Source organism: Pseudomonas sp. H1_A03 (genome assembly GCF_054685145.1).
Genome location: NZ_CP162829.1, coordinates 780,706 through 805,954, shown reverse-complemented (window position 1 = coordinate 805,954; position 25,249 = coordinate 780,706). Strand labels below are relative to the sequence as shown.

19 protein-coding genes and 1 pseudogene are annotated in these 25,249 nt (G+C 60.1%); 5 read left to right on the top strand and 15 right to left on the bottom strand.

Translation table 11 applies throughout. The features are described from left to right. Window positions 1-44: 44 nt before the first annotated feature. Together AB4O35_RS03780 and AB4O35_RS03775 are read right to left on the bottom strand one after the other, a co-directional pair. Window positions 45-167: pseudogene (locus tag AB4O35_RS03780) on the bottom strand (fructose-bisphosphate aldolase); the annotation flags it as partial. A gap of 85 nt (window positions 168-252) precedes the next feature. After that, window positions 253-918 carry a polysaccharide lyase family 7 protein gene (locus AB4O35_RS03775; RefSeq protein ID WP_065871894.1) on the bottom strand — a complete coding sequence of 222 codons (666 nt, stop codon included), beginning with the start codon at window positions 916-918 and terminating at the stop codon, window positions 253-255. Between the two features lie 312 nt (window positions 919-1,230). On the opposite strand from AB4O35_RS03775, the gene AB4O35_RS03770 reads away from it, so the two are divergent. The 3 genes from AB4O35_RS03770 to AB4O35_RS03760 are packed head-to-tail and all read left to right on the top strand — an operon-like array spanning window position 1,231 to window position 4,195. Next, window positions 1,231-3,336, top strand: coding sequence for a putative bifunctional diguanylate cyclase/phosphodiesterase (locus tag AB4O35_RS03770; RefSeq protein ID WP_065871893.1), 2,106 nt, complete (start codon window positions 1,231-1,233; stop codon window positions 3,334-3,336). 42 nt (window positions 3,337-3,378) lie between these two features. Then, window positions 3,379-3,879 (top strand): M48 metallopeptidase family protein, encoded by a 501-nt coding sequence (locus AB4O35_RS03765; RefSeq protein WP_065871892.1) that lies wholly within the window; start codon window positions 3,379-3,381, stop codon window positions 3,877-3,879. Between the two features lie 19 nt (window positions 3,880-3,898). After that, a complete protein-coding gene (locus AB4O35_RS03760) occupies window positions 3,899-4,195 on the top strand; it encodes a winged helix-turn-helix domain-containing protein (protein ID WP_065909968.1) in 297 nt (98 codons plus the stop codon). A 106-nt stretch (window positions 4,196-4,301) separates the two neighbouring features. On the opposite strand, the gene AB4O35_RS03755 is transcribed toward AB4O35_RS03760, so the two are convergent. Continuing rightward, a complete protein-coding gene (locus AB4O35_RS03755; protein WP_065871890.1) occupies window positions 4,302-4,754 on the bottom strand; it encodes a GNAT family N-acetyltransferase in 453 nt (150 codons plus the stop codon). A gap of 200 nt (window positions 4,755-4,954) precedes the next feature. On the opposite strand from AB4O35_RS03755, the gene AB4O35_RS03750 reads away from it, so the two are divergent. Further along, on the top strand, window positions 4,955-5,692 hold the full coding sequence (locus AB4O35_RS03750) for a substrate-binding periplasmic protein (protein WP_065871889.1): 738 nt from the start codon (window positions 4,955-4,957) through the stop codon (window positions 5,690-5,692). Window positions 5,693-5,724: 32 nt separating this feature from the next. Here AB4O35_RS03750 and yccS read toward each other — a convergent pair whose 3' ends face one another. From yccS to betI, 12 genes are all read right to left on the bottom strand, one after another. Next, window positions 5,725-7,908, bottom strand: a complete 2,184-nt coding sequence (yccS, locus tag AB4O35_RS03745; protein WP_065871888.1) for a YccS family putative transporter — start codon at window positions 7,906-7,908, stop codon at window positions 5,725-5,727. A 130-nt stretch (window positions 7,909-8,038) separates the two neighbouring features. After that, window positions 8,039-9,217, bottom strand: coding sequence for a BaiN/RdsA family NAD(P)/FAD-dependent oxidoreductase (locus tag AB4O35_RS03740; RefSeq protein ID WP_065909964.1), 1,179 nt, complete (start codon window positions 9,215-9,217; stop codon window positions 8,039-8,041). 158 nt (window positions 9,218-9,375) lie between these two features. Further along, window positions 9,376-10,713 carry an ATP-dependent RNA helicase DbpA gene (gene dbpA, locus AB4O35_RS03735; RefSeq protein ID WP_231982804.1) on the bottom strand — a complete coding sequence of 446 codons (1,338 nt, stop codon included), beginning with the start codon at window positions 10,711-10,713 and terminating at the stop codon, window positions 9,376-9,378. A gap of 130 nt (window positions 10,714-10,843) precedes the next feature. Beyond that, a complete protein-coding gene (gene mdtD / locus AB4O35_RS03730) occupies window positions 10,844-12,271 on the bottom strand; it encodes a multidrug transporter subunit MdtD (RefSeq protein ID WP_065871886.1) in 1,428 nt (475 codons plus the stop codon). A gap of 35 nt (window positions 12,272-12,306) precedes the next feature. Further along, window positions 12,307-13,155 (bottom strand): alpha/beta fold hydrolase, encoded by an 849-nt coding sequence (locus AB4O35_RS03725; protein WP_065871885.1) that lies wholly within the window; start codon window positions 13,153-13,155, stop codon window positions 12,307-12,309. Window positions 13,156-13,365: 210 nt separating this feature from the next. Continuing rightward, window positions 13,366-14,097, bottom strand: a complete 732-nt coding sequence (locus tag AB4O35_RS03720; RefSeq protein WP_065871884.1) for a hypothetical protein — start codon at window positions 14,095-14,097, stop codon at window positions 13,366-13,368. A gap of 54 nt (window positions 14,098-14,151) precedes the next feature. Further along, window positions 14,152-15,564, bottom strand: a complete 1,413-nt coding sequence (locus tag AB4O35_RS03715) for a hypothetical protein (RefSeq protein WP_139115305.1) — start codon at window positions 15,562-15,564, stop codon at window positions 14,152-14,154. Between the two features lie 278 nt (window positions 15,565-15,842). Next, window positions 15,843-17,159 carry a TldD/PmbA family protein gene (locus AB4O35_RS03710; RefSeq protein WP_065871882.1) on the bottom strand — a complete coding sequence of 439 codons (1,317 nt, stop codon included), beginning with the start codon at window positions 17,157-17,159 and terminating at the stop codon, window positions 15,843-15,845. Beyond that, entirely contained in the window at window positions 17,159-18,601 is a 1,443-nt protein-coding gene (locus AB4O35_RS03705) for a TldD/PmbA family protein (protein WP_065871881.1), read from the bottom strand. Before AB4O35_RS03705 ends, AB4O35_RS03710 begins: the two co-directional genes overlap by 1 nt. A 180-nt stretch (window positions 18,602-18,781) precedes the next feature. Further along, a complete protein-coding gene (betA, locus tag AB4O35_RS03700; RefSeq protein ID WP_065871880.1) occupies window positions 18,782-20,485 on the bottom strand; it encodes a choline dehydrogenase in 1,704 nt (567 codons plus the stop codon). A gap of 145 nt (window positions 20,486-20,630) precedes the next feature. Beyond that, window positions 20,631-22,103, bottom strand: coding sequence for a betaine-aldehyde dehydrogenase (betB, locus tag AB4O35_RS03695; RefSeq protein WP_065871879.1), 1,473 nt, complete (start codon window positions 22,101-22,103; stop codon window positions 20,631-20,633). Window positions 22,104-22,213: 110 nt separating this feature from the next. After that, window positions 22,214-22,807, bottom strand: a complete 594-nt coding sequence (gene betI, locus AB4O35_RS03690; RefSeq protein ID WP_065871878.1) for a transcriptional regulator BetI — start codon at window positions 22,805-22,807, stop codon at window positions 22,214-22,216. A gap of 390 nt (window positions 22,808-23,197) precedes the next feature. Here betI and AB4O35_RS03685 point away from each other — a divergent pair, with 390 nt between their 5' ends. After that, window positions 23,198-25,132 carry a BCCT family transporter gene (locus AB4O35_RS03685; RefSeq protein ID WP_225930712.1) on the top strand — a complete coding sequence of 645 codons (1,935 nt, stop codon included), beginning with the start codon at window positions 23,198-23,200 and terminating at the stop codon, window positions 25,130-25,132. Window positions 25,133-25,249 lie beyond the last annotated feature (117 nt).

Below are 25,249 nucleotides of genomic sequence, written 5' to 3'. Positions count from 1 at the left end.
AGGAAGCCCGCAGTGATGCGGGCTTCTTTTTGCCTGGAATTTGATCAGGCTGCGGTGGGCTTATCAAAACCACGGTATTCGATTACGCGAAACGCATCACTCACGTCCTGCACCAGAATCCGCGCCGTATTGGCTACGTTGTTCAGGTCGCGCTCGCCAAAGTTCGGCTCCCACACGGATCATTGGCGTATTCAAGCGTGCGAATGATCTGTGGGCTCGTTAGGACTAGGCCTGCAAGACAGGAGTCGATGCTTACTCGTGATCAATATCCAATTTAGCAAACGTCACCCGCGCGCCTTCCTTGGTATTCCCACTGTTGTCCTGTACGTACGCCCCGGCCTTGAAGTACAACGGCTTTGACCCCCACGCCGCACCAATGCGTTCATTCCACTCTCCATCCGCCGCATACACACTGAGCAGCCCGGCTTTGTTGAGATTGATCACATAGGTAAAGCTCTTCTCCAGCGGCACATTCGACGCGACGGTAATCACCCGACCTTCACCGTCATCCGGGCGCATGCGCACCTTGGCGACGATGTTGCCGGCCTGGGTCTTCTCCTTGAATTGGTACTCCAGCTTGATCAACGGTTTCTGGCTGTCATAGGCGTGGATCTGCCCAATCACGACCTTGCCGGTGGAGGGCACTTGGTTGACCGTCAGGGTGGCACGCAAAAAGTTGTCGGCATCCGGGTAGGTCCAGTTGCGCAGACGCCCGTCGGCGTAGGTTTCGCGCAGTTCGCTGCGTGGGTACACGGCGTTTTCCGTGCGGGTGCCGGTGACGGGGGTCCAGAATTGCACGTTGCTGCCTTCGGCCTGGAAGTATTGGTCTTTGAAGCCGCTCATCAGCTTGGGGGTGTCGATGGTCGCGGGCGGGGAGCCGACGGGGATGCTCAGGTTCCAGGTGGAAAGGTCAATCATGGGCGTAGGCCTTTTTACAGAGGGGTGTAGGCTATGGCCCTTGGGCCAGACAGGTTCTTTATAGGCGGTCGCCACCCGCTTGTTAATTAAACGCTGGCAAATTATTGGCGCCAGGGGAATGCCAAAAAGCCATGTTTCCCATGGGCCGTGGCCTCCAGGCACTGACCGTTAGTCGGCTTCCTGAACTTTGACGCAATGATGGCACTGCGGTTACTTCTGATTTTTCGGAACCGGGGATAGAGTGAGGCCTCATTGTTTGTCCGGGTTTTTTCCCAGAAGTGACCGGAGCAGCTCCTAAGGAAGATTCGTAGCATGGAATGCGCTCCACACCACGGCGATGGCAGTTCGGTTCTCTTGGTGGTCGATGACTATCCGGAAAACCTGATCAGCATGCGTGCACTTTTACAGCGTGACGATTGGAAGGTCGTCACTGCGAGCTCCGGCGTAGAGGCCTTGGAGTTGTTGCTGGCGCACGAAGTCGACCTGGTGTTGCTGGATGTGATGATGCCCGGCATGGATGGCTTTGAAGTGGCCCGCCTGATGCGCGGCAGCCAACGTACGCGGATGACGCCGATCATCTTCCTCAGCGCCAACGTCCAGTCGCCTGCCGCCGTGCAGGAAGGCTACGCCATCGGCGCCATCGATTACCTGTTCAAACCCTTTGACCCGCACATCCTCAAGCCCAAGGTCCAGGCGTTACTGGAGCATCAGCGCAATCGCCGGGCCTTGCAGCGCCTGAGTCATGATTTGGAGTCCGCTCGCGCCTTTAATGCCTCGGTGTTGGACAACGCCGCTGAAGGCATCCTAGTGGTGAGTGAGGAGGGCGTGATCGAGTACGCCAACCCGGCGATATCACGTTTGCTCAATGCCACGATGGACGAACTGCAGGGCCAGGAATTCCTGGGGTTCCTGCAAAAGCCTCATGTTCAGACCTGGCCGGACTCGCTGATGTATGCCGCTTACCGCCAGAGTGACACTTGGCGCCTGCACGATGCGCTCCTGCGTACCAATCGTGGCCAGCAGGTGCCGGTGGCGTTGTCTTGCGCGCCGTTGCCCGCCGAGCAGAAGGCGATGGTAGTGACGGTGCTGGACATGTCCGAGGTGCGCCACCTGCATCAGCAACTGGAGTTCCAGGCAGTTACGGATCCGTTGACCGGGCTGCTGAACCGGCGCGGTTTCCACCAGGCAGTGGAGAACACCCTGCTGCGCAGCGAGCGAACTGACCAGGCCCTGGTGTTGCTGTACCTGGACCTGGATGGCTTCAAACGCGTCAACGACTCCCTTGGGCATGACGCAGGCGACCGGGTACTGCGTTGGGTGTCGGAGCAATTGCAAGGTTGCCTGCGCTCCTACGACATTCTCGGGCGCATGGGCGGCGATGAATTTACCGCGCTGCTGGAGCTGGAATTCCCAGAACAGGCGGCGAAGATTGCGGAAAAACTGATCGAGCGCGTGTCGATCTGCCATCAGGTGGACGGCCTGGAAGTGATGCTCGGCGTCAGTATTGGTATCGCCACTTTTCCGGATTGCGGCTCGGACTTGAATGGCCTGCTGCGCGCCGCCGACATCGCCATGTACGAGGCCAAGCGTGCGGGCCGTCAGCAATATCGCTATTACGACCAGGAAATGAATGGCCGCGCCCGTTCGCGCCTGATGCTGGAAGACAGCGTGCGCACGGCGATACACAACAAGGATTTCATCTTGGTGTATCAGCCTCAGGTGTCCCTGGATGACGGGCGTTTGCGCGGTGTCGAAGCACTGTTGCGCTGGCAGCATCCGAGTGTTGGCGATGTGCCGCCTGGGTTGTTCTTGCCATTGCTGGAAGAAGCGCGGTTGATCAGCCAACTGAGCGCCTGGATTTACCAGCAGGTCGCCGCCCAGCTTCAGGCATGGCAGGCCAGCTTTGATAATGAGCTGGTGCTGAGCGTGAGCCTGAGCAGTAACCAGTTCAATATGCCCAACCTGGCGACCCAACTGCAGCAGGTACTCGAACGACATGGGTTGCAGGGGCGCCAGCTGGAGGTGGAAATCAGTGAAGACAGCCTGATGAGTAACCTGGAAGAGTCGACCAAGCAACTGAAGTTGCTGCGCCAGCTCGGTGTGCGCACTGCGCTGGACGATTTTGGTTTAGGCAACTGTTCCCTGGCGCATCTTCGCGATTTAGCGTTCGACACCCTCAAGCTCGACCCGCAATTGGTCGCGCGCCTGCCGGGCTCCGCACGGGACGCGGTGATGGCCCGTAGCATTATCGAGCTATGCGGGCATTTCGATGTACTGGTGATCGCCGAAGGCGTAGAAACCCAAGAACAAGCTCAATGGCTCAAGGCCAATGGGTGCACGTTTATCCAGGGCCCATTGGCGGCGCAGCCATTGATGGCCGAGGAAGTCGCCAACTGGTCGCGCGCTCGCGTGCGCTGAATTCGCTACACTGGCGCCCATCCGAACCCTGTTGCAGACCCCATGACCGCGCTGAAGTACCTCCAGGCTTATCCCACAGCTCTCCAAGAGCAAGTGCGCCAGCTGATCGCCAAGGACCAGTTGGGTGCTTACCTGGAGCAACGTTACCCTGAACGCCACGCCGTGCAGAGCGACAAGGCCCTGTACGCGTACGCGTTGGCCTTGAAGCAGGAACACCTGCGTAATGCGCCGGCCATCGACAAAGTGTTGTTCGATAACCGCCTGGACCTGACCCACCGCGCCCTCGGCCTGCACACCACGATCTCGCGGGTACAGGGCGGCAATCTGAAATCCAAGAAAGAGATCCGCATTGCCGCGCTGTTCAAGGAGGCCGCGCCAGAGTTCCTGCGCATGATCGTGGTGCACGAACTGGCCCACTTCAAGGAATCGGACCACAACAAGGCGTTCTACAAACTCTGTGAGTACATGATGCCGGGCTACCATCAGGTGGAATTCGACCTGCGGGTCTACCTCACGTACCGCGACCTGCAGGGCAAACCCTGACCGCACAAGGTGACCGACCATGGATGTGAGCAAGACCAAGAGCAGCTTTTACCGCCGCCTGTATGTGGCCTACTTGATCGACAGTGGGCAGGCGAGCAACGTCCCGGCGCTGACCGACGCCACCGGCATGCCCCGGCGCACGGCGCAGGATACGATTGCGGCGTTGGCCGATCTGGATATCGTGTGTGAGTTCGAGCAGGAAGACGGTGCGCGCAATCATGCGGGGCACTATCGGATTCGCAACTGGGGGGCGATTGATCGGGTTTGGATCGAGAAGAATCTGGCGGTGATCAAGCAGGTGTTGGGTTATCCCTGAAGGTCGGCGGCGACTGGGCTGACGCTATCGCGGGCAAGCCCGCTCCCACATTTTTGACGTGTGAGTACACTCAAGTGTGGGAGCTGGCTTGCCTGCGATGAGGCCCTCAAGCGCGCCGCATACCAATGTGTGGAATATCATCCTCAAGGTATTCGTCACCCGCCACCACGAACCCATACCGCCCGTAGTACCCCTGCAAATGCGCCTGGGCTGACAGAAATATCGGCGTCTGCGGCCATATATCGGCAATCCGCTCCAGCGTCTCTTCCATCATCCGATGCCCCAGCCCGGTGCCGCGCGCCACGGGCGCCACAATCACTCGGCCGATCACCACATCGCCGCCCTGGGACTCCGGGTCCAGCAGGCGCAGGTACGCCACGAGTTGATCATCCTGCCAGGCCATCAGGTGGTGTGTGTCGCCCGACAAGTCCTGCCCGTCAAGATCCTGGTAAAGGCATTTTTGCTCCACGACAAAGACCTCGTTGCGCAAGCGCAAGATGGCGTAAAGCTGCTCCTTGCCCAAGTCGTCGTGATGTTTGCAGACCCATTCAACTGTCATGACGTGTTCTCTTATAAATGTCTGTTCCGGATAGTAAGCGCGACCGCCGTGTGTGTCTAAATCCGTTATTTTTGTGAGTGAAATCAAATTGCCATCATTGAGTGCGCTCGGCACCGGTTTCTTTGTGTAATCTGAGCTACTGTTAGAACCTCAGGCGCTGCCTGAGCTAAGGCCACCGCCTGCCTGCCTAGGACTTGAGCATGCCGCGATTCTCTCGTGCCGTTGCTTTGATTGGAGTGTTGTTGCTGGCCCAGCCTGCATTTGCACAGCGTTTGCGCCTGGTAGCGGATGCATGGCCACCTTTTACTGACGCCACATTGATCAACGGCGGGCTTGCCACCGATATCGTCAGCACCGCGTTGGCCCGTGCGGGTTATGCCAGTGATTTTGAACAGGTGCCCTGGGCCCGTGCGTTGATGGGCGTGGGCGATGGGCGCTACGACGTGCTGGTCAACGCCTGGTACGACGATGCTCGCACTCAACTGGGGCAGTTCTCCGGCGAGTACCTGCTCAACCGCGTGCGTTTCATCAAGCGCCGCGACGACCCCATCGATTTCCAGAACCTAGAGCAGCTGCACGACTATCCCATCGCTGTGGTGCGCGGGTATGCCTATTCGGCGGCGTTCGATGGGGATGCGCAGTTGCAGAAAGTCCCAGTGCATAACTTCGCCATGGCCGTGCGTATGCTCGCGGCGCAGCGGGTTCGGATGACGGTGGAGGATGAATATGTGGCGCGTTTTTTCCTTTCCCGGGAGTCGGCACGGGTGCGCGATGCGGTGGAGTTTTTACCCAAGCCGCTAAGTGAAAACAGCCTGCATATTCTGGTCAGCCTGAAAAACCCTGAGCATGCGCAGATTGTCGCCAGCTTTGATCGGGAAATTGCCAGGATGAAGGCGGATGGGAGTTATGCGCGGTTGATGAAGCAGCATGGGATGTAGGGCTCCCGCGGGCCTCTTCGCGAGCAAGCGGTTTAGACCGCGCTGGTATCTTTGATCAGATGCGCCGCCAACGTGCGCAGTGGCCCCAACTGCCGACAAATCAACGCCAACTGCGTTTGCACCAACCGCTGCCCTTCATCAATCTCATCCGGCATCTGCTCCAGATCGGCCGCCAACGCTTCCTCGGCATCGCTTTGAATCGCAATCGGCTGTTTGTTCGCCAGCCCTGTAGCGATTTCATCGATGCTCGCCGCCAAGGTATTGCCGGCGCCGTCGATCAGATGCTCGCGCACCTCGGCCGGCAACTGTGTTTCGCGATGCGCACCCAGCCCTGACAAGTAACTGAGCAAGGTGTGCGACAGCACCAGGAAGCGGAATCCTACGTCCGCCTCCTTCCGGAAGTGCCCAGGCTCCATCAGCATGTTCGCCAAGGTGGTGGACAGCGCCGCATCGGCGTTGTGCGCATTGCGACGGGCCAGGCGGTAGGCCAGGTCGTCGCTCTTGCCGGCGGCGTATTGCTGCATGATCTGACGCAGGTAGATGCTGTTGCAGGTCAGGGTGTTGGCCAGCACCTTGTTCAGGCGTCGGCCCTGCCAGTCCGGCAGGAACAGGAATACCGCCAGGCCCGCAATCAAGCTGCCGAGCAAGGTATCGAACAGGCGTGGCAGGAATAGCCCGTAACCATCACCCACCTGGTTGAAGCAGAACAGCACCATCAGGGTGATGGCGGCCGTGGCCAGCGTGTAGCGGGTCGTACGGTTGATAAAGAACACCAGGCCGGCGGCGATGGCGAACATCGACTGCACCAGGGGGCTCGGGAACAGGTCGAACAGTGCCCAGGCCACAGTGAGGCCGATGGCGGTGCCGATGATCCGTTGGCCGAGCTTGCGCCGTGTCGCGCCGTAGTTGGGCTGGCACACGAACAGCGTGGTGAGGATGATCCAGTAGCCCTGGGAAGCGTGGATGGCATGCAGGGTGCCGTAGCCAATGGTCAACGCCAGGGACAGGCGCAAGGCATGGCGGAACAGCAGTGATGTTGGCGTGAGTTGGGTGCGCAACCGCGTCCACATTTCCTTGAGGTTGCGCGGCGCACGGTCCAGCAGGTTGCTGTCGGTGGCATCAGCCAGCCTGTCGGGGTTACTGGCGTCGCCCAGCAGGCGGTCGAGTGTGGACAGGTTGGCCGCGAGGGCGCGCAACGACCGCAGCAGGCCGCGCCAGGCGGGGTTGCTCTGGATGCGCAGGTGTTCCAGGGACGCATTCAAGTCGCCCAGCGCTTCGGCGAAGCTGTCGTCATAGATGAACGGCTGGCGCAGTTGGATCGACTCGGCGAGGGCCTGGCAGGCCTTGCCCTGTTGACGCAGCAGGCGCTGGCAACGGAACAGCACGTCACTGTGGAAGAAGGCTTCGGCCAGCGCGTTGTAAGGGTAGTGGGATGAGCTGGCGCGTTCGTGGATGTCCTGGGCGAGGAAGTACAGCTTCAGGTAACGGCTGACTTTCGAGCCTGGGCGGCCATTGCCCACGCGGTGCAGGATGATTTCCTTCGCCGCATTGAGCGCCGCCACCACCCGGCCGTTTTGCTGGGCCAGTTCCAGGCGTCGCGCCTCTACATCCAACTGGCGAATCGGTTCAAACAGTGACGACTTGAGCTTGAGGTAACGCCCCAGTTCGCGAAACAACCGCGCCAGACTCTGCTGCACCGGCTGGTTGGAAAACAGCGCCTGCCACAGGACTGACAGCACGCCGTACCAGGCGGCGCCGGCCACCAACAGCAGCGGCTCATGCCAAAAGTCCGAGACGGCGCCACCGCGCTGGTCCACACCGATCATGGTGTACACCGACAGAATCAATGTCGCCGAGGCAATCGCGCCATAACGTTCGCCCAAGGCGCCGAGCATGGTCAGGCAGAAGGTGGCCAGTGCCAGGGAGATCGCGAAGATCCAGGGATAAGGGAACAGCAGCTCCACCGACAGTGCGGCGATGCTGAAACACACCAGCGTGACTGCCAGGGCGTTGAGGCGGCCCTGCCAACTGTCATCGGTCTCGGCCAGTGCACTGGCGATAATCCCCAGGAACAGCGGGATCAGCAGCGTCATTTCATCTTGGTACCAGCACAACGCCATGCTGCCGGTGAGGGCGATGAACACCCGAATGCTGTAGCTGAATTTATCCAGCGCCCACAGGCGCCGCATGGACTGCTTGAACGAGGTCGATGACATGAAGTCTGGAGTCTTCCGGGACGATGCCGTTAAATTGAGCTATCAAGGACGCCACGGCAAGCGTAGCGATCACATCTAACAGCAAAATTTATTCCAGCCACACCCCATTTTGACCGAGTACATCCTTTCGTCAGGCGTACTGTGCGGCCGCGTAACCTGAGGCCCACGCCCATTGGAAGTTAAAGCCACCCAGGTGACCGGTTACATCCAACACTTCACCAATAAAGTACAAACCAGGGCTTTTCAGCGACTCCATGGTCTTGGAAGACACTTCCCGCGTATCCACCCCACCCAGCGTCACCTCGGCGGTGCGATAGCCCTCGGTGCCCGCCGGCACCAGTTGCCAACTGCCAATCTTTTGCGCGATATCGGCAATCTCGGCATGGGTGTACTGCTTCATCGGCTTGGACACAAACCAGGTTTCCGCCAGCAGGTTGGCCATCTTCTTGGTGAAGATCTCACCCAGCAGGGTTTTCAGCTCGCTGTTAGGGCGCTCGGTCTGTTGCTGTTGCAGCCAGCTGTGGGCGTCGTGGTCGGGCAGCAGGTTGATCTCCACCGTGTCGCCGGACTCCCAGTACGAGGAAATTTGCAAAATCGCCGGCCCGCTCAGGCCGCGGTGGGTAAACAGGATGTTCTCGCGAAAGCTCTGGTCGTTGCAGCTGACCAGGCAATCCACCGAGGTGCCAGACAGCTCTGCGCACAAGTCCTTGAGCTGGTCGGTGATGGTGAACGGCACCAGCCCGGCGCGGGTTGGTAGCAGCTCATGACCGAATTGTTTGGCGACTTGATAGCCGAAACCGGTCGCGCCGAGGGTTGGAATCGACAAGCCGCCCGTGGCAATCACCAACGACTCGCAGCGCAGCTCACCCAGCGTGGTCTGCAACTGGTAACCACTGTCGACTTTGGCGATCTCCTGGATCGAGGTGTCCAGGTGCATCTCCACGCCCGTCTGGATGCACTCGTCGAGCAGCATGCCGAGGATGTCGCTGGATTTGTTATCGCAGAACAGCTGGCCGAGCTTTTTCTCGTGGTACGGCACGCCGTGCTTGGCCACCAGGCCGATAAAATCCCACTGGGTGTAGCGCGCCAGGGCGGACTTGCAGAAGTGCGCGTTGTGCGAAAGGAAATTGGCCGGCTCGGTGTACATATTGGTGAAATTGCAGCGGCCACCGCCGGACATCAGGATCTTCTTGCCGGCCTTGTTTGCATGGTCGATCAGCATCACCTTGCGCCCACGCCCGGCGGCGGTCAGTGCGCACATCAAGCCTGCGGCGCCGGCACCAATGATCACAACTTCGGTCGAGCGCACAGCAATGTCCTCACAAAATATCGATCTGAAATGCAATCAAATGTGGGAGCTGGCTTGCCTGCGATGAGGGCGGCCCATTCAACCTATTCAGTGAATGTGCCACCGCTATCGCAGGCAAGCCAGCTCCCACATTTTGATCTCTGTATGGCTTGAGAGCTTTACAGGATCCGCACGCGCAACGAACGGCCTTTGATCTTGCCGTCATTCAAACGCTGCAATGCCTGCTTGGCGATCCCGCGCTCCACGGCCACGAATGCCTGGAAATCAAAGATCGCGATCTTGCCAACCTGGGCCCCCGGAATGCCAGCATCACCGGTCAGCGCGCCGAGGATGTCGCCTGGGCGAACCTTGTCTTTGCGCCCGGCAGCAATGCACAGGGTGCTCATCACCGGCAGCAACGGACCACCGCTTTGCGGCTTGAGGTTGTCCAGTTGGTCCCAGTTCAACGGCGACTTCTGCAACTGCTCGATCGCTTGGGCGCGGTGCGCTTCGGACGGTGCCACCAGGCTGATCGCGATGCCGGTCTCACCGGCGCGCCCGGTACGGCCGACGCGGTGGATGTGGATTTCCGAGTCGCGGGCCAGTTCGACGTTGATCACCATGTCCAGCGAGTCAATGTCCAGGCCGCGGGCGGCCACGTCGGTGGCAACGAGCACCGAGGTACTGCGGTTGGCGAACATCGCCAGCACCTGGTCACGGTCGCGCTGTTCCAGGTCGCCATGCAGGCCAACGGCGGAAATGCCCTTGGACGTCAGGTGATCCACGGTTTCCTGCACTTGCTGCTTGGTAAAGCAGAACGCCACGCACGATGCCGGGCGGAAGTGCGCCAGTACCTTGGTCACGGCGTCCATGCGCTCTTCCGGCGAGATCTCGTAGAAACGCTGCTCGATCTGGTCGTCGGAGTGGAAGGCTTCGGCCTTCACTTGCTGCGGCGCGCGCATGAATTTCGAGGCCAACTGCTTGATGCTCACCGGATAGGTGGCCGAGAACAGCAGGGTCTGGCGGCGCGGCGGGGTCTTGCTGATGATGTCTTCGATGGCGTCGTAGAAGCCCATGTCGAGCATGCGGTCGGCTTCGTCGAGGATCAGCGTGTTCAGGCCGTCGAGTACCAGCGAACCCTTGCGCAGGTGCTGCTGGATACGGCCCGGGGTGCCGACGATGACGTGGGCGCCGTGTTCCAGGGAAGCGATCTGTGGGCCGAGGGACACGCCGCCGCACAGGGTCAGCACCTTGATGTTGTCTTCGGCACGGGCCAGGCGACGGATTTCCTTGGCGACCTGGTCGGCCAGCTCACGGGTCGGGCACATCACCAGCGCCTGGCAGCCGAAGTAGCGCGGGTTGATCGGGTTCAACAGGCCGATGCCGAACGCGGCGGTCTTGCCGCTGCCGGTCTTGGCCTGGGCAATCAGGTCCAGCCCTTTGAGGATCACCGGCAAGCTTTGCGCCTGGATCTGCGTCATCTCGACATAACCCAGCGAGTCGAGGTTAGCCAGCATGGCGGCGGACAGGGGCAAAGTATTAAAAGCGGTGGCGATGGTAGTCACGGGACTGGCTCTGCAAAACAAAATGTCGCGCAGTGTACCAGCCTCGTGGGAATTTCCCTGCAAGTTCTAGACGAGAAGCCTGTTAATGCTCGATGTGCTGCTCCGGGCTGGCCACACGTTTGCCGTCTTTTGGCGACAATTGCAGGAAGATCGCCGCCGCCAGCATCGCCATGATGCCCACGGTGAGGAAGGTCAGCTGGAAGGCGCCGAGTACGCTTTCCACACCATCGTTGCCGGTTTCGGCCGTAAACCCACCCAGCAATGCACCGGCGCACGCCACCCCGAGGCTGAGCGACAGTTGCGCCACCACCGACAGCAAACTGTTGCCGCTGCTGGCCTGGGCGTCATCAAGGTCGATCAACGTGACGGTGTTCATTGCGGTGAATTGCAGGGAGTTGATCGCCCCCAGTACCGCCAGCATCCCCAGCAGCAGCGGGTACGGCGTGTTTTCAGTGACCAGCCCCATGCTCGCCAGCATGATGCCTAGCGCCAGGGTGTTGCCGGTCAGCACGATGCGGTAGCCCAGGCGTTCGATCAGCGGCCTTGCGACGGACTTGGCAAACATCGCCGCCGCCGCCAGGGGTAACATGCTCATCCCGGCTTCCGACGGCGAATAACCCAGCGCTACCTGCAACAGCAGCGGTACCAGGAACGGCAGGGCGCCGCTGCCCAGGCGCGCAAACAGGTTACCGAGAATGCCCACGGCAAAGGTACGGGTCTTGAACAGCACCGGCGAAAACAACGGGTTATCGATATGCCCGGCGCGTAGCCAATACGCCGCGAGGCAGGCAAACCCGCCGAACAGCAGCAACATCACGCGCAGGTGCGGCAGGTGCAATTCGCCCAGGCCTTCCATGGCGATGGTGATCAGCACCATCGCGGCGCCAAACAACAGGAAGCCGATCCCATCGAATCGCGTGCGCTCACTGCCGCGCAGGTCGGGGATAAATTTCCACACGGCGTAGCAGCCGATCATGCCCACCGGCAAGTTGATCAAGAAGATCCAGTGCCAGGTCAGGTATTGCACCATCCAGCCGCCCATGGTCGGCCCGAGCAACGGGCCGAGCAGCCCGGGGATGGTAATGAAGCCCATGATACGTACCAGTTCGGAGCGGGGGTACGCGCGTAACACCACCAACCGTCCCACCGGCAGCATCAGCGCACCGCCCAACCCCTGGATCACCCGTGCGCCCACCAGCATGCTCAAGCTGCTGGACAAGGCGCACAGCAGCGAGCCAATGCTGAACAGCATGATTGCGCCGAAGAAGATTTTCTTGGTGCCGAAGCGGTCGGCGATCCAGCCCGAGGCCGGGATCAGCAAGGCGACGGTGAGCATGTAGGCGATCACCACCCCTTGCATGCGCAGCGGGTTTTCCGCGAGGTCCCGGGCCATGGCCGGCAGTGCGGTGTTCAGGATCGTCCCGTCCAGCGACTGCATGAAGAAGGCAATCGCTACTACCCACGGCAGCCAGCGGGCGGTCTTGGCATCAAGCGGAACGCGGTTGGGCATGGAAAACCTTTTGTTAGCAGGCTATGTGTTGGCGATTATGCGCCATCCGTCGCTCCTTTTCCCACCAGGAAATCCAGCAGTTCGCGGTGCACCGCCACGGCGGCTTCGCTGGACTCGAGGTCGAGCAAATGCCCAGTATGTTCGGCCACAGCAAAGCTGCTGCGCCCCACGTAGTGCTTGAATAGCTGCGCCTCGGCGGCGGGGGTGTATTCGTCCAGCGCGCCGTTGAGGAAGTGCACCGGTGTTTCAATCTGCTTGAGTGCCGGCAGGTAGTTGCCATCACCCAAAGCCAGTACCTGGTGGATATGAAAACGCGCCTGGCGATATTCGGTGGTCGCCATGCTCGACAGGTGCCGATGGTTGTTGCGCTTGAGCCGAGGTGACAGGTATTTGCCCACGGTTTCATTGAGCAAGTGGCCGACGGCAGACTTGTCGTCGGCCTCGATCAGTACGCGTACACGCTCCACATAGTCGAGCATGGCTTGGTTGAGGTTGGGCGCCAGGGCCATCACTACCGAGCTTTCGATGGAGGGTGGGTTGTGCGCCAGGGTCAGCAGCGTGGAGATACCGCCCCACGAGGCCGACACCAGATGGTTGACCTGGAAGCGCTCGACCAGGGCGCGCAGGATTTGCACCTCGTCGTCCTTGGTCACCAGGTCGAGGTCAGTGTTGTGCTCGCGTGAGTAGCCGGAGAATGGCAAGTCGAACAGCAACACATTGAAGTGTTCCGCCAGGCATTTGCTGGTGCGCGCAAATGAGCGCGTGGTGGACAGCGCACCGTTTACCATCAGTACGGTCTTCTTTTCCGAATCGTTTCCTAGCTGCTCAACATGAACGTTGTAGTGCTTGAACAGCTTTTCAATGACAAAACTTCCATGGTTCATGTCAACGCTCCAGCTTGCCGTTTACCAGGCAAGGTCATGCATCACGTGCGGGCACGTGGGGTGGTTGGCGGGATGCCACCAACCGTTATAACGGGGAATCTGGAGGCGAACAACCGGGCAAGCGGCCAATTTTCGGAGGATGAGACGGTTCTTCCAGGCGCAAGGAAATTACCTGTCGGACACAACGCCCCAGCAGGCAAGCGGGGATATTCAAACCAGGATCAATGCAACCGGGGCGCTTTCCCAATCCGAGTTGGCAAGTCGTCTCCTAATGCCCCACAGATCCATATGACCATCAACGACGGCAACCGAATGCCTGGCGTCGGCGAGCGTGCCGATTGCACCGTTTTTCAATGCCTCCACCGTGCCCCGGCGAAAGTGCTGCTTGAGCCCCAGGCGCGTTAACGCTTCGCCAGGGTGTTCACCGTCGTTGAGTGTCTGCATCGCGGCGTCAAAACTGCGCACGGCCCGGCCGTCATTATTTTCGAGCTGGGCGCGCTTTGCGCTGGCGGCATACAAAAAAATCGCATGCTGCAAGACCGTGCCCCTGCCGAGGAATCCTGCTTTGTCTCCTGCCTGCCTAAGCTCTTCATGGGTGAGGGAGACACTGACGTTGTCTTTCATCAAGATCTCGTAGCCTGCTGGGGTCTTTGTCACCTGGTTGAAAATCCCCCTCGGGTGACTGCCGAACTTGACCATTGCCGCTTTGATGGCAGAGACGGTGACACAATTTCCCTCGGCGACTTGAAAGAAGTCGCCCCATATATTTTTGGGTCGAATACCCGAATCGGTCACGGAGCGGGGTGGGATGGCTGGGTTTTCATCTCCTTGAGTGTAATAAGCCTCGTACTGACCGTTGTTCATGTGGCGGTTATTGACGCGACTATTGTCGTAGGGGATGGCGAAGTTTGAGTTAACAGGCGAAGCGATGTTGAGCTGCATAAGTGAGTGGCCCATGAATGATGTTGGATTGAGAGACCTTGGCATAACCGTTGATTACACGAGTTGGTACCCATGTGTTTGGGTTGCACCTTGCTCGGGCAGTATTTTCCCTTCTTTGGCCAATAGGCCGTCCTGGAATAACCCGCCGGCGTTGCTTCCAATCATCAACACCAGGCCCTGTGCATCACCCGCCCGCTCTACGTATTTAATGGAGCGAGTGACGCCCATGCCTTCCAGAATGTTTTTGACGGTACGACCGTGAAGGTTGCCCTCCAGTGCTGCCTCGAAACTGAGCCCGAAGGAAGGGCGGGGCGGTTGAAGTTGTTGGCGCTTGATATACGCAGCGAAGATGAAATGTGCATCCTTGAGCAGCCCTTCGTCCTTGCCCAGGAATAACGACTGCTCACTGGCAAGTTCCAGTTCCGCGCGGGAGAGCTGCAGTTCAAATCCATCCCTGAAAGTGACCTGGTAACTATTGTCTGTGAACGTCACGCGTGAAAAGACATCGGTCGGGCTTTGCCCGAATCGGGACATCAGTAGCTTGATGACATCGGCATGAGTGGCTGTCTCGCCTTGGAAGCCATAAGGCCTTTGTGTGTGGAACCCCAGCAAGGGGTCATCGGGTTTCTGTCCGTTCCTTTTTGAAGACAGGTCAGGAAGCGCCTTGGCGGTCTCAACCTCGGCATCGGGCTCAGGATCCAGCTCGAAGGTGAACGGTTTAACGGCGGCAGTGGGGGCCAGGGGCGGCGGTGAGCGGGGCGGCTCCTTGAGTACTATGAAACTCTCTATCCATTTGGGCACCGGCTGCTTATGCCCGTACGATTCCATGGCGCCGTCCTTTATCATGCCGCGCTTATGCCCGAACACTTTCATGGCCGGCACGGCGACCTGGTTTCCAGCGGTCTGAGACCACACGTGTTGCAGCTGGTAGCCGAGTCCCAACAGTGTCAGGGCCGCATGCCCGCCGATGCCGTCGTCGGCTGCTTGCAGCGTCGCCCCGAAACTCTTTTTATGCAGGTCGATGCGATAGCCAATTTTTTCCTGATCGAGTTCGGCTTCGACGTGTTTGCGCTTAATCATGACTGCAAACATAAAGCGTGCGTCTTTTACCATCCCCGCGTCATTGCCTGAGAACTTCGCATAGTCTCCTGCCTGCGTTAACTCTTTGTGGGAGATATGCAGTTTGAAGCCATCCTTCATGGTGATGTTGTAACCCTGTCCGGTGGCGGCTACTTCATCGAAGACACTCAACGGGCTTTGGCCGAGTCCCGACATGGCGGCTTTGATTCCCGCCACCCAATCATCGTGGTCGTCAGCGCCCATAAAGGGATAATGCTCATACGTTGCATACAACCCTGACCAGAGGTCATCGGGTGGCTGATGTTTGCCTTTATCAGAAAAGAATGTTTTTTCCGCTGGCGGAAACCGTGACGTGTCTGAAGTTGACGCGTAACGCTGATAAGTCATGGGAGCGTGCTGAAAGCGACTGGGTTGTGACGAGTAGCCGCTGAAGAGCGGTGATATTCCTAAGTGCATGGGCGTTCTCTGACCGATGGAGTGACGCTCAGTCAGTGGCCAGTGGCAGTGATGCGTTCCGGTTGCCTGTGAGGTGATGCGTTACCGGAGGTGAATGATCGGATATTTTGAAATAAGACTGTTCCGAGATGCAGGGGTGTTTGCCTATATCTCGATGCAGGAGAAATCCCTTGCAGGAGCCGGGATGCCGGTTCCTGCAAGGGATGGGTCTAGAGGGTCAGGGTCAAGCGTTTGATCAGGGCGCCCGGCAGCAGATTGGAAGCGGTGTTGCGCTGGCCATAGGTGCTGGCCGACAACAGCAGTTCCCGATCGGCGGTCAGGGCTTCCAACTGCGAGCCGAGCAGGTTGTAGACGCTGTCATCAAAGCGCATGGTGCTGACCGGCGCCTTGATCTCGCCGTCTTCCACCCAGAAGGTGGCGAAGCGCGTCATGCCGGTCAGGCGTGCCGCCGGCAGGTCCGAGTAGTTCAGGTACCACAGGTTGCTGATGTACAGCCCGGTGCCCAACTGCTTGAGAATATCGGCCTGGGCCAGGCTACCGGCAGCCATCTGCAAGGCGCTGGGCGATTCATCACTGCTCGCGCCATTGGTGCTCAAGCCGTATTCGGCAGCGCTGCGTGAGTTGACCAGTTGGCCATCGGCTTTCCCCGCCTTGATCAGCGTGACATCGCCGCGTGGGTAACCTTCGGTGGAAAACGCCTGGCTCAGGGAACCGCTGATCTGTTCAGCCACCGTCACCAGCGGGCTCAGGGACTGTTCGCCGGCATACAGCTTTTGCAGCGAGCTGCCCTTGCTGGCGATGGCCTGGGCGGAAAACCCGCCCCAGGTGATGAGGCTGATGATTTCTTCAATCGCCGCCGGGGCGAGGTAAGCGCGGTATTGTCCAGGTGCCAGCTTGTGCAGTGGGCGGCCGAGGAACTCAAGCTGTTCGCGGGCCTGCTGGAAGCGCGCGGCAAACTCGGCGCTGTCCCAGGTGTGTCCGGCGTAGCTGGCTTTCACCGCTTCGCCATTGGCGTGGAACAGGCTGAAATCGAAGTTGAAACTATTGGCCTGGTGCCAGCCGAAGGCGCCCGACGAACTGGCGAAGCCTCGGCTGATGGGGCCCGCCGCATAGAAACCGACCAGGTCGACGCCTTGCGCGGCCTGGCTGATCTCTTCCAGTACCTGAGCCAGTGCCGGCAGCGGTCGGGGGTGTGCGTTGTTGCTTTGCCAGGCGTTGTGGTTCAGCAACAGGTACGGATCCTGGGGCAGCAACGGCAGGGTTTCACGCAGCTGTTTCAGGCCAGCGGCCAAGCGTTGGCGGTCCAACTCCGGCTCGCCGGCGAGGGTGATGCCCAGGTCGGCGTGGCGGCCGTCGTTGATCAGTTTCAGGTTGACGCTGGCCTGTTGCACCTGGCCGGCCTGGCGCACCTTGGCGTGGTTGAAGCGTACGAACTCGGACGCTTCATCCGCATAGCCCAGGTGGAATTGTTCGCGATCGGTGATGGCGTGCTTGAGCCACTCCACCAATGCCTTGAAGTTGTTCATCAGGCGTCTCCCCCAAATACGTCGACATCACTGAATACGCAGGCGGGCGACGCATGGCCGACGCGGATCACCTGGTTAGGTTCGCCTTTGCCGCAGTTCGGTGTGCCCAGGACCTTGAAGGTGCTGGCATCGCCAACCGCACTGAGATTGCGCCAGAAGTGTGCGGAAATAGCCCGGTAGTTGGGGTTCTTCACCACACCTTTCAGCTCACCGTTTTCGATCAACTGGCCCCATTCACAGCCGAACTGGAATTTATTGCGCGCATCGTCGATGGACCATGAACGGTTGGTCGACATCAGGATGCCGTTTTCTATGCCGCCGATTAGTTGTGCAAGGCTCTTGTCGCCAGCTTCGATGTTGAGGTTGGCCATGCGGTCGATGGGTGCACGGTTCCAACTGCTGGCCCGGCTGTTGGCCACGCCTGGCATGCCGGAGCGGTATTGCGACAGCGCCCCGCCCAGCGGTTTGAGCAACCGCCCTTCGCGGATCAGGAACTGCTTGCTGGCGCGGGTGCCGTCGTCGTCATGGCGGTAGCTGGCGAGTTGCTCGGGGATGTCTGGGTCGAACGTTACATTGAGCAATTTGGAGCCGTATTGCAGATGGCCGAAGTCGCTGGCCTTCACAAAACTGGTGCCGGCGTAATTGCGCTCGTCCCCCAGAATGCGGTCCAGCTCCAGCGGGTGGCCGATGGATTCGTGGATCTGCAGGATCATCTGATCGGGCATCAGCAGCAGGTCGCGCGGGCCGTTGGGGGTGTTCGGTGCGAGCAGCAGTTGCAGGGCTTCGTCGGCGATGCGTGGCGCGGCACCGATCAGGCCGAAGCGGCTGATCACCTCAAAGCCGCCTTGTTGGCCGAAGTTGCTGCCGCCCAGGGTGCGGCTCTGGCTGTCATTGCCGTCATAGGCCGTGACGTTGACGCCGGGGAACACGAAGCGCTGGGCCTGACGCAGTTCGGCGCCCGCGTTGTTGAGGTAGATCTGCTCGACGTGGGTCAGGCCGAGGCTGACTTCCCAGTTCACCAGGCGCTCGTCCTTGGGCACGGCGGCGGATTCGTCACCCAGCAGTTGGTAACAGTCGCTCAAGGACGGGAAGGGTTGGTCAAGGTCGGGGGACAGGTAGTCCGCCACATCGCTGGAGACGTGCTGGTCGCGCAGGTCGAGCAGCGCGTGGGGCTTGATCAACCGGGCTTGCTGTTCGGCACGCGCAAGGGCGGCTTGCAGGCCAGGCAGGGAAATGTCGTGGGTCGCGGCGTAGGCTTCCACGCCATTGAGACGCACGGTGAGCATGGCGCCTTCGTCGTGGTTCAGGTGGGGTGGTTCGGCGACGTTCTTGCGTACGGCCAGGTAGTGGCCGGACTCGCGCACGTAACGCAGGGAGAAAAATTCGGCGGTGGTGCGCAGGGCACTGAAATGCTGTTTGAGTGTGGCGTGGTGGTCGAACATGGGGCCTTCCTTGTGGGCGGCTCGTCGCGGGCAGGCAGACAGAGTAGCTGATCAAGGAGAGGTTTTGCAGTGAATGGTCGGGCCCCTTCGCGAGCAAGCCCGCTCCCACATTTTGACCGTGTGAACCCGATCAAATGTGGGCGCGGGCTTGCTCGCGAAGGGAGCACCGCGGTGTATCAGTTACTGCGCAGTCGGGCCCACTTCACGCATCGGCTTGCCACGCACCGGCGCATCGCCTGCCACGTAGTAGTCGGCGGTGCTGCGCGGCAGCGGCTGGCGGCCACGGATCTTGTCGGCGATTTTCTCGGCGATCATGATCGTCGGCGCGTTCAGGTTGCCGGTGGTGATGATCGGCATGATCGACGCATCGACCACACGCAGACCCTGCATGCCATGCACGCGGCCTTCGCCATCCACTACAGCCATCTCGTCGGTGCCCATCTTGCACGAGCAGGACGGGTGGAACGCGGTTTCGGCGTGCTCGCGGATGAACTTGTCCAGTTGCTCATCGGTTTGCACGTCGATGCCCGGGCTGATTTCGCGGCCACGGTACGGGTCCAGCGCCGGCTGTTGCATGATTTCACGGGTCAGGCGGATGCCGTCGCGGAATTCCTGCCAGTCCTGCTCGGTAGCCATGTAGTTGAAGAGGATGCTCGGGTAGTCCCGTGGGTTCTTCGACTTCAACTGGATGCGGCCGCGGCTTGGCGAACGCATGGAACCCATGTGCGCTTGGAAACCGTGTTCTTTTACGCCGTTGCTGCCGTTGTAGTTAATCGCGACCGGCAGGAAGTGGTACTGGATGTTCGGCCATTCGAATTCCGGGCGTGAACGGATGAATCCGCCTGCTTCGAACTGGTTGCTGGCGCCGATGCCTGTGCCGTTGAACAGCCATTCGGCACCGATCGCCGGCTGGTTGTACCAGAGCAGCGACGGGTACAGCGACACCGGTTGGGTGCACGCATATTGCAGGTACAGCTCAAGGTGGTCCTGCAGGTTTTCGCCGACGCCCGGCAGGTCGTGTACCACCGGGATGTCGAGGCTTTCCAGCAGTTTGGCCGGGCCAACGCCGGAGCGTTGCAGCAGTTGCGGCGAAGCGATTGCGCCGCTGCACACCAGCACTTCCTTGCGAGCGCGGGCTTCAACGCGCTCTTCGGCTGCGCCGATCAGGTAACGCACGCCAACCGCACGCTTGCCTTCAAACAACACTTTGTCGGTGAGGGCGTGGGTGACGATGGTCAGGGTCGAACGCTTTTTAGCCGTGTCCAGGTAACCGCGCGCGGTGCTGGCGCGACGACCGTTAGGCGTCACGGTACGGTCCATCGGGCCAAAGCCTTCTTGCTGGTAGCCGTTCAAGTCTTCGGTACGCGGGTAACCGGCTTGTACGCCAGCCTCAACCATCGCGTGGAACAGCGGGTTGTTGCCGGCTTTAGGGGTGGTCACGCTGACCGGGCCATCGCCGCCGTGCCAGTCGTTCGGGCCGATGTCACGGGTTTCGGCTTTGCGGAAATACGGCAGGCAGTCCAGGTACGTCCAGTCTTCCAGACCTGGCAGTTTCGACCAGTTGTCGTAGTCCATGGCGTTACCACGGATGTAGCACATGCCGTTGATCAGCGAAGAACCACCCAGTCCCTTACCGCGACCGCATTCCATGCGACGGCCGTCCATGTGTGGCTCTGGATCGGTCTCGTAGGCCCAGTTGTAGCGGCGGCCTTGCAGCGGGAAGGCCAGGGCGGCTGGCATCTGGGTACGGAAGTCAAGACGGTAGTCGGGGCCGCCGGCTTCCAGCAGCAGAACGGTGACGCCTTCGTCTTCGGTCAGACGGGTCGCCAGGGTGTTACCGGCGGAACCGGCACCTACAATGATGTAATCGTATTCTTGGGACATAAATGCACCCTCTATTGAGATGGTCAGGAGAGGCGAGGGCTTCGCACTCATCGCGGGCAAGCCCGCTCCCACAGGGGAACGCATTCCAAATGTGGGAGCTGGCTTGCCTGCGATGGCGGCCTCGCAGGCAACACCAGGCTCGGGTTTAGAACACCGAGGCGTAATCGCCCAGCTCAACCTGTACCGATTTGATGCGGGTGAAGTTGTTCAGCGAGCTGATCCCGTTCTCGCGGCCCACACCGGATTGCTTGTAGCCACCCACTGGCATCTTGGCGTCGGACTCGCCCCAGGCGTTGATCCAGCAGATACCCGCTTCCAGTTGATGAATCACGCGGTGGGCGCGGTTCAGGTCCTTGGTCACCAGGCCGGCAGCCAAGCCGAAGTCGGTATCGTTGGCGCGGCGGATCACTTCTTCTTCGGTCTCGTAGGTGAGGATGCTCATCACCGGGCCGAAGATTTCTTCACGCACGATGACCATGTCGTCGGTGCAGTCGGTGAACACCGTTGGGGCCACGAAGGCGCCTTTGGCGAAGTCGCCGTCGGTCAGGCGGTCGCCGCCGCACAGCAGGCGGGCGCCTTGCTCTTTGCCCTTGGCGATGTAGCCCAGCACGCTTTCCATGTGGGCAAAGCTGACCAGCGGGCCGAAGTTGGTGTTGTCGTCTTCCGGGTTGCCAACGCGGATGCGCGCAACACGTTCAACGATCTTGGCTTCGAACGCCGCCTGCAGGTGTTTGGGTACAAACACGCGAGTGCCGTTGGTGCAGACCTGACCGGAGCTGTAGAAGTTGGCCATCATCGCGATGTCAGCCGCGCGATCCAGGTCGGCGTCTTCGAACACGATCAATGGCGACTTGCCGCCCAGTTCCATGGTCACTTCTTTCAGCGAGGAGCTGGAAGCGCTGGCCATGACTTTCTTGCCGGTGTCGGTGCCGCCGGTGAACGAGACTTTCTCGATGCGCGGGTGCTCGGTCAGCCAGGTGCCGACTTCACGGCCGCTGCCGGTCAGTACGTTGAACACGCCAGCCGGAACGCCGGCTTCGGTGTAGATCTCGGCCAGTTTCAGGGTGGTCAGCGAGGTGACTTCGCTGGGCTTGAAGATCATCGCGTTACCGGCGGCCAGGGCCGGTGCGGATTTCCACAGGGCGATCTGGATCGGGTAGTTCCACGCGCCGATACCCGCGACCACGCCCAACGGCTCGCGGCGGGTGTAGACGAACGACGTGTCGCGCAGTGGGATCTGCTCGCCTTCGATGGCCGGCACCAGGCCTGCGTAATACTCCAGTACGTCAGCGCCGGTGACGATGTCGACGTACTTGGTTTCGGAGAAGGACTTGCCGGTGTCCAGGGTTTCCAGCGCGGCCAGTTCATCGTTGCGCTCGCGCAGGATGTCGACGGCACGGCGCAGGATGCGCGAACGCTCCATGGCGGTCATCGCCGCCCAGATTTTCTGGCCTTTTTCGGCGCTGACCACGGCACGTTCAACGTCTTCTTTGGTTGCGCGTTGCACTTGGGCGAGAACTTCACCGTTAGCCGGGTTGATGGCTTCGAAGGTGGCATCGCTGCCAGCGTCGCTGTAGCCGCCGTCAATGTAGAGTTTTTGCAGTTCGAAACGGGCCATAAAGTCCTCGCAAGTGCATAAGTGGTTGGCGTTAACCGCCGAAAAGTGAGCCATAAGGGTGTGGCAACACTGAGCGGCAGCAGTTCAGGGGTTGAGCGGTTATGTGTGCTCTAACTCACCTGCTTGGCCAATTGGAAATCCATGTATTCGTAAGCGATCCGTTGCGCCTGTTCCGTGTCGAAAGCGTCTCCCGACAGGGCGCCGCGCAACCATAAACCGTCGATCAGGGCTGCCAGGCCTCTGGCTGCTTTGCGTGCGTGCGGCAGTGGCAGCACTCGGCGGAACTGGCAGCACAGGTTGGAATACAGACGTTGATCGTTGATCCGCTGCAACCTGTGCAATGACGGGTGATGCATGCTGGTGGCCCAGAAGGCCAGCCAGGTTTTCATTGCCGGTCCGTTGACCTGGCTGGCGTCGAAGTTGCCCTCGATGATCACCCGAAGGTGCGCCCGTGGGCTGTCGTCCTTCAGCGCAAGCCTGCGTTCGTGGACGTTCTCGATCAGCGCGTTCATCAAATAGCGCATCGTCGCTGCAATAAGGCCGTTCTTGTCCTTGAAGTAGTGACTGATGATGCCGTTCGAGACGCCGGCCAAACGGGCGATCAGCGCAATGCTGGCATCTCCCATCCCGACCTGATCGATCGCCGTCAGCGTGGCTTCGATCAACTGCTGGCGGCGTATGGGTTGCATACCGACCTTGGGCATGTAGCACCTCTCCTTAGGCCTGCCGACGAGCGATGAACGTTCGTCGACTTGAAGGCCAGTCTATTTTGTTTTGATTGAACGTTCAATCAACAAAGAATAAGCTCTGCGACAAATGGTCGCTGCCTACAGGTATTTCCTACAAATGGGCGGCGACATCTGACACCTGCGAAAACCCCTGAAACGGGCCATATATGGGCCTGGCACCGCCTCGGCGGGGCACAAGGATTTTCGGGGTGTCTTTATAACACCCGTCCGTCGACTGCCGAAAAATCGATGTTCCGGGATAACCGTTGCCTTGTTTTTCTCTCTCGCACTGCCCGGAGCATCTGCGCCATGAGTTCTGCCTCTCTTATAAAGACCCCGCCGGAAAAGGTCAGGGTCAACGGTTGGGTGTTCTACACCTCCACCGCGCTGATTCTGCTGTTGACTGCCATCCTGATCATCGCCCCGCAGGAGGCCGGGCGCATGCTCGGCATCGCCCAGGCCTGGCTGTCGAAAAGCTTCGGCTGGTATTACATGGTGGTCATCGCCGCCTACCTGGTGTTTGTGGTCGGCCTGGCGTTTTCGTCCTATGGCAAGTTGAAACTGGGCAGCAAGGACGACACCCCGGACTTCAGCTACGGCGCCTGGGCCGGCATGTTGTTCTCGTCGGGTATCGGCATCTCGCTCCTGTATTTCGGCGCTTCGGAGCCGCTCGACCACTACTTCAACCCGCCTGAAGGCGCAGCGGCCAGCAATGGCGCCGCTCGCCAGGCGTTGCAATTGACTTTCTTGCATTGGGGCCTGCATGGCTGGGCGATCTATGCCCTGGTCGGCCTGGCCGTGGCGTACTTTGCCTACCGTCACAACCAGCCGCTGGCCTTGCGCTCGGCGCTGTACCCGCTGGTGGGCGAGCGTTGGGTGAAAGGCGCGGCCGGCCACGCGGTGGACGGTTTCGGTATGTTCGTGACCCTGCTCGGCCTGGTGACCAACCTGGGGATCGGCGCGATGCAAGTGTCGTCCGGGTTGGAAAACCTGTTCGGCATGCAGCACAGCAACACCAACCTGTTGATCGTGATCATCGTGATGAGCACGGTGGCGACCATCGCTGCTGTGTCGGGCGTGGAGAACGGCATTCGCCGCCTGTCCAACCTCAACATCGTGCTGTTCAGCGGGTTGCTGATTTTCGTGCTGTTGTTCGGCCCGACCCTGCACTTGCTCAACGGCCTGGTGCAGAACACCGGTGACTACCTCAACGGCATCATCCTGAAAACCTTCGACCTCTACGTGTACGAAGGCGACGCCGACAAGACCGAACGCTGGATGGGCCTGTGGACGCTGTTCTATTGGGCCTGGTGGATTTCCTGGGCGCCATTCGTGGGCATGTTCATCGCGCGTATTTCCCGTGGTCGCACGGTGCGTGAACTGGTCGCCGGCGTGTTGCTGATCCCGCTGGGCTTTACCCTGGCGTGGCTGTCGATCTTCGGCAACTCGGCGTTGGACCTGGTGCTGAATCACGGTGCGGTGGAACTGGGCAAGACGGCGTTGGAGCAGCCGTCGATGGCTATCTACCAACTGCTTGAGCATTACCCTGCGTCGAAAATCGTCATCGGGGTGTCGATCTTTGTGGGCTTTGTGCTGTTCCTGACCCCGGCGGATTCTGGCGCGGTGATGATGGCCAACCTTTCCTGCAAAGGCGGCAATGTGGACGAAGACGCGCCGCATTGGTTGCGGATCTTCTGGTCGGCGGTGATCACCCTGGTGACTATCGGCCTGCTGTTTGCCGGCAACTTCGAAGCCATGCAGACCATGGTGGTGCTGGCGGGGCTGCCGTTCTCGGTGGTGCTGATCCTGTTTATGTTCGGCTTGCACAAAGCCATGCGCCAGGACGTGGCGATGGAACAGGAGCAGGCGCAATTGGCCGAGCGTGGCCGCCGTGGTTTCAGCGAGCGTTTGACCGCGCTGGACCTGCAACCGAGCCAGGGCACCGTGCAACGCTTTATGGACAAGCACGTCACGCCGGCGCTGGACGAAGCGGCGATTGCGTTGCGTGATCAGGGGCTGGAAGTGCAGACGTTGCTGGGTAAATCCAAGCGGTGCATCGGGGTGCGGATCGAGATGGAGGAGGGCAACCCGTTTGTTTACGAAGTGAGCCTTGATGCTTATTCGTCGGCGCCCAACGATGTGCCTGAGGAGGAGCGTACGCGTTACTACCGCGCCGAGGTTTACCTGCACAACGGGCCTCAGGAATACGACCTGATGGGCTTCACCCAGGAACAGATCACCCGGGATGTGCTCGATCAGTTTGAAAGCCATCGGCAACTCCTTGGCCGGGTCTATAGCTGATAGTTGAAACGAGCGGCGCCCTCACTGGCACCGCTTTCTTATGTCGTACATAGATCAAAATGTGGGAGCGGGCTTGCTCGCGAATGCGGTGTATCAGTGGCAGATGTGCTGACTGAC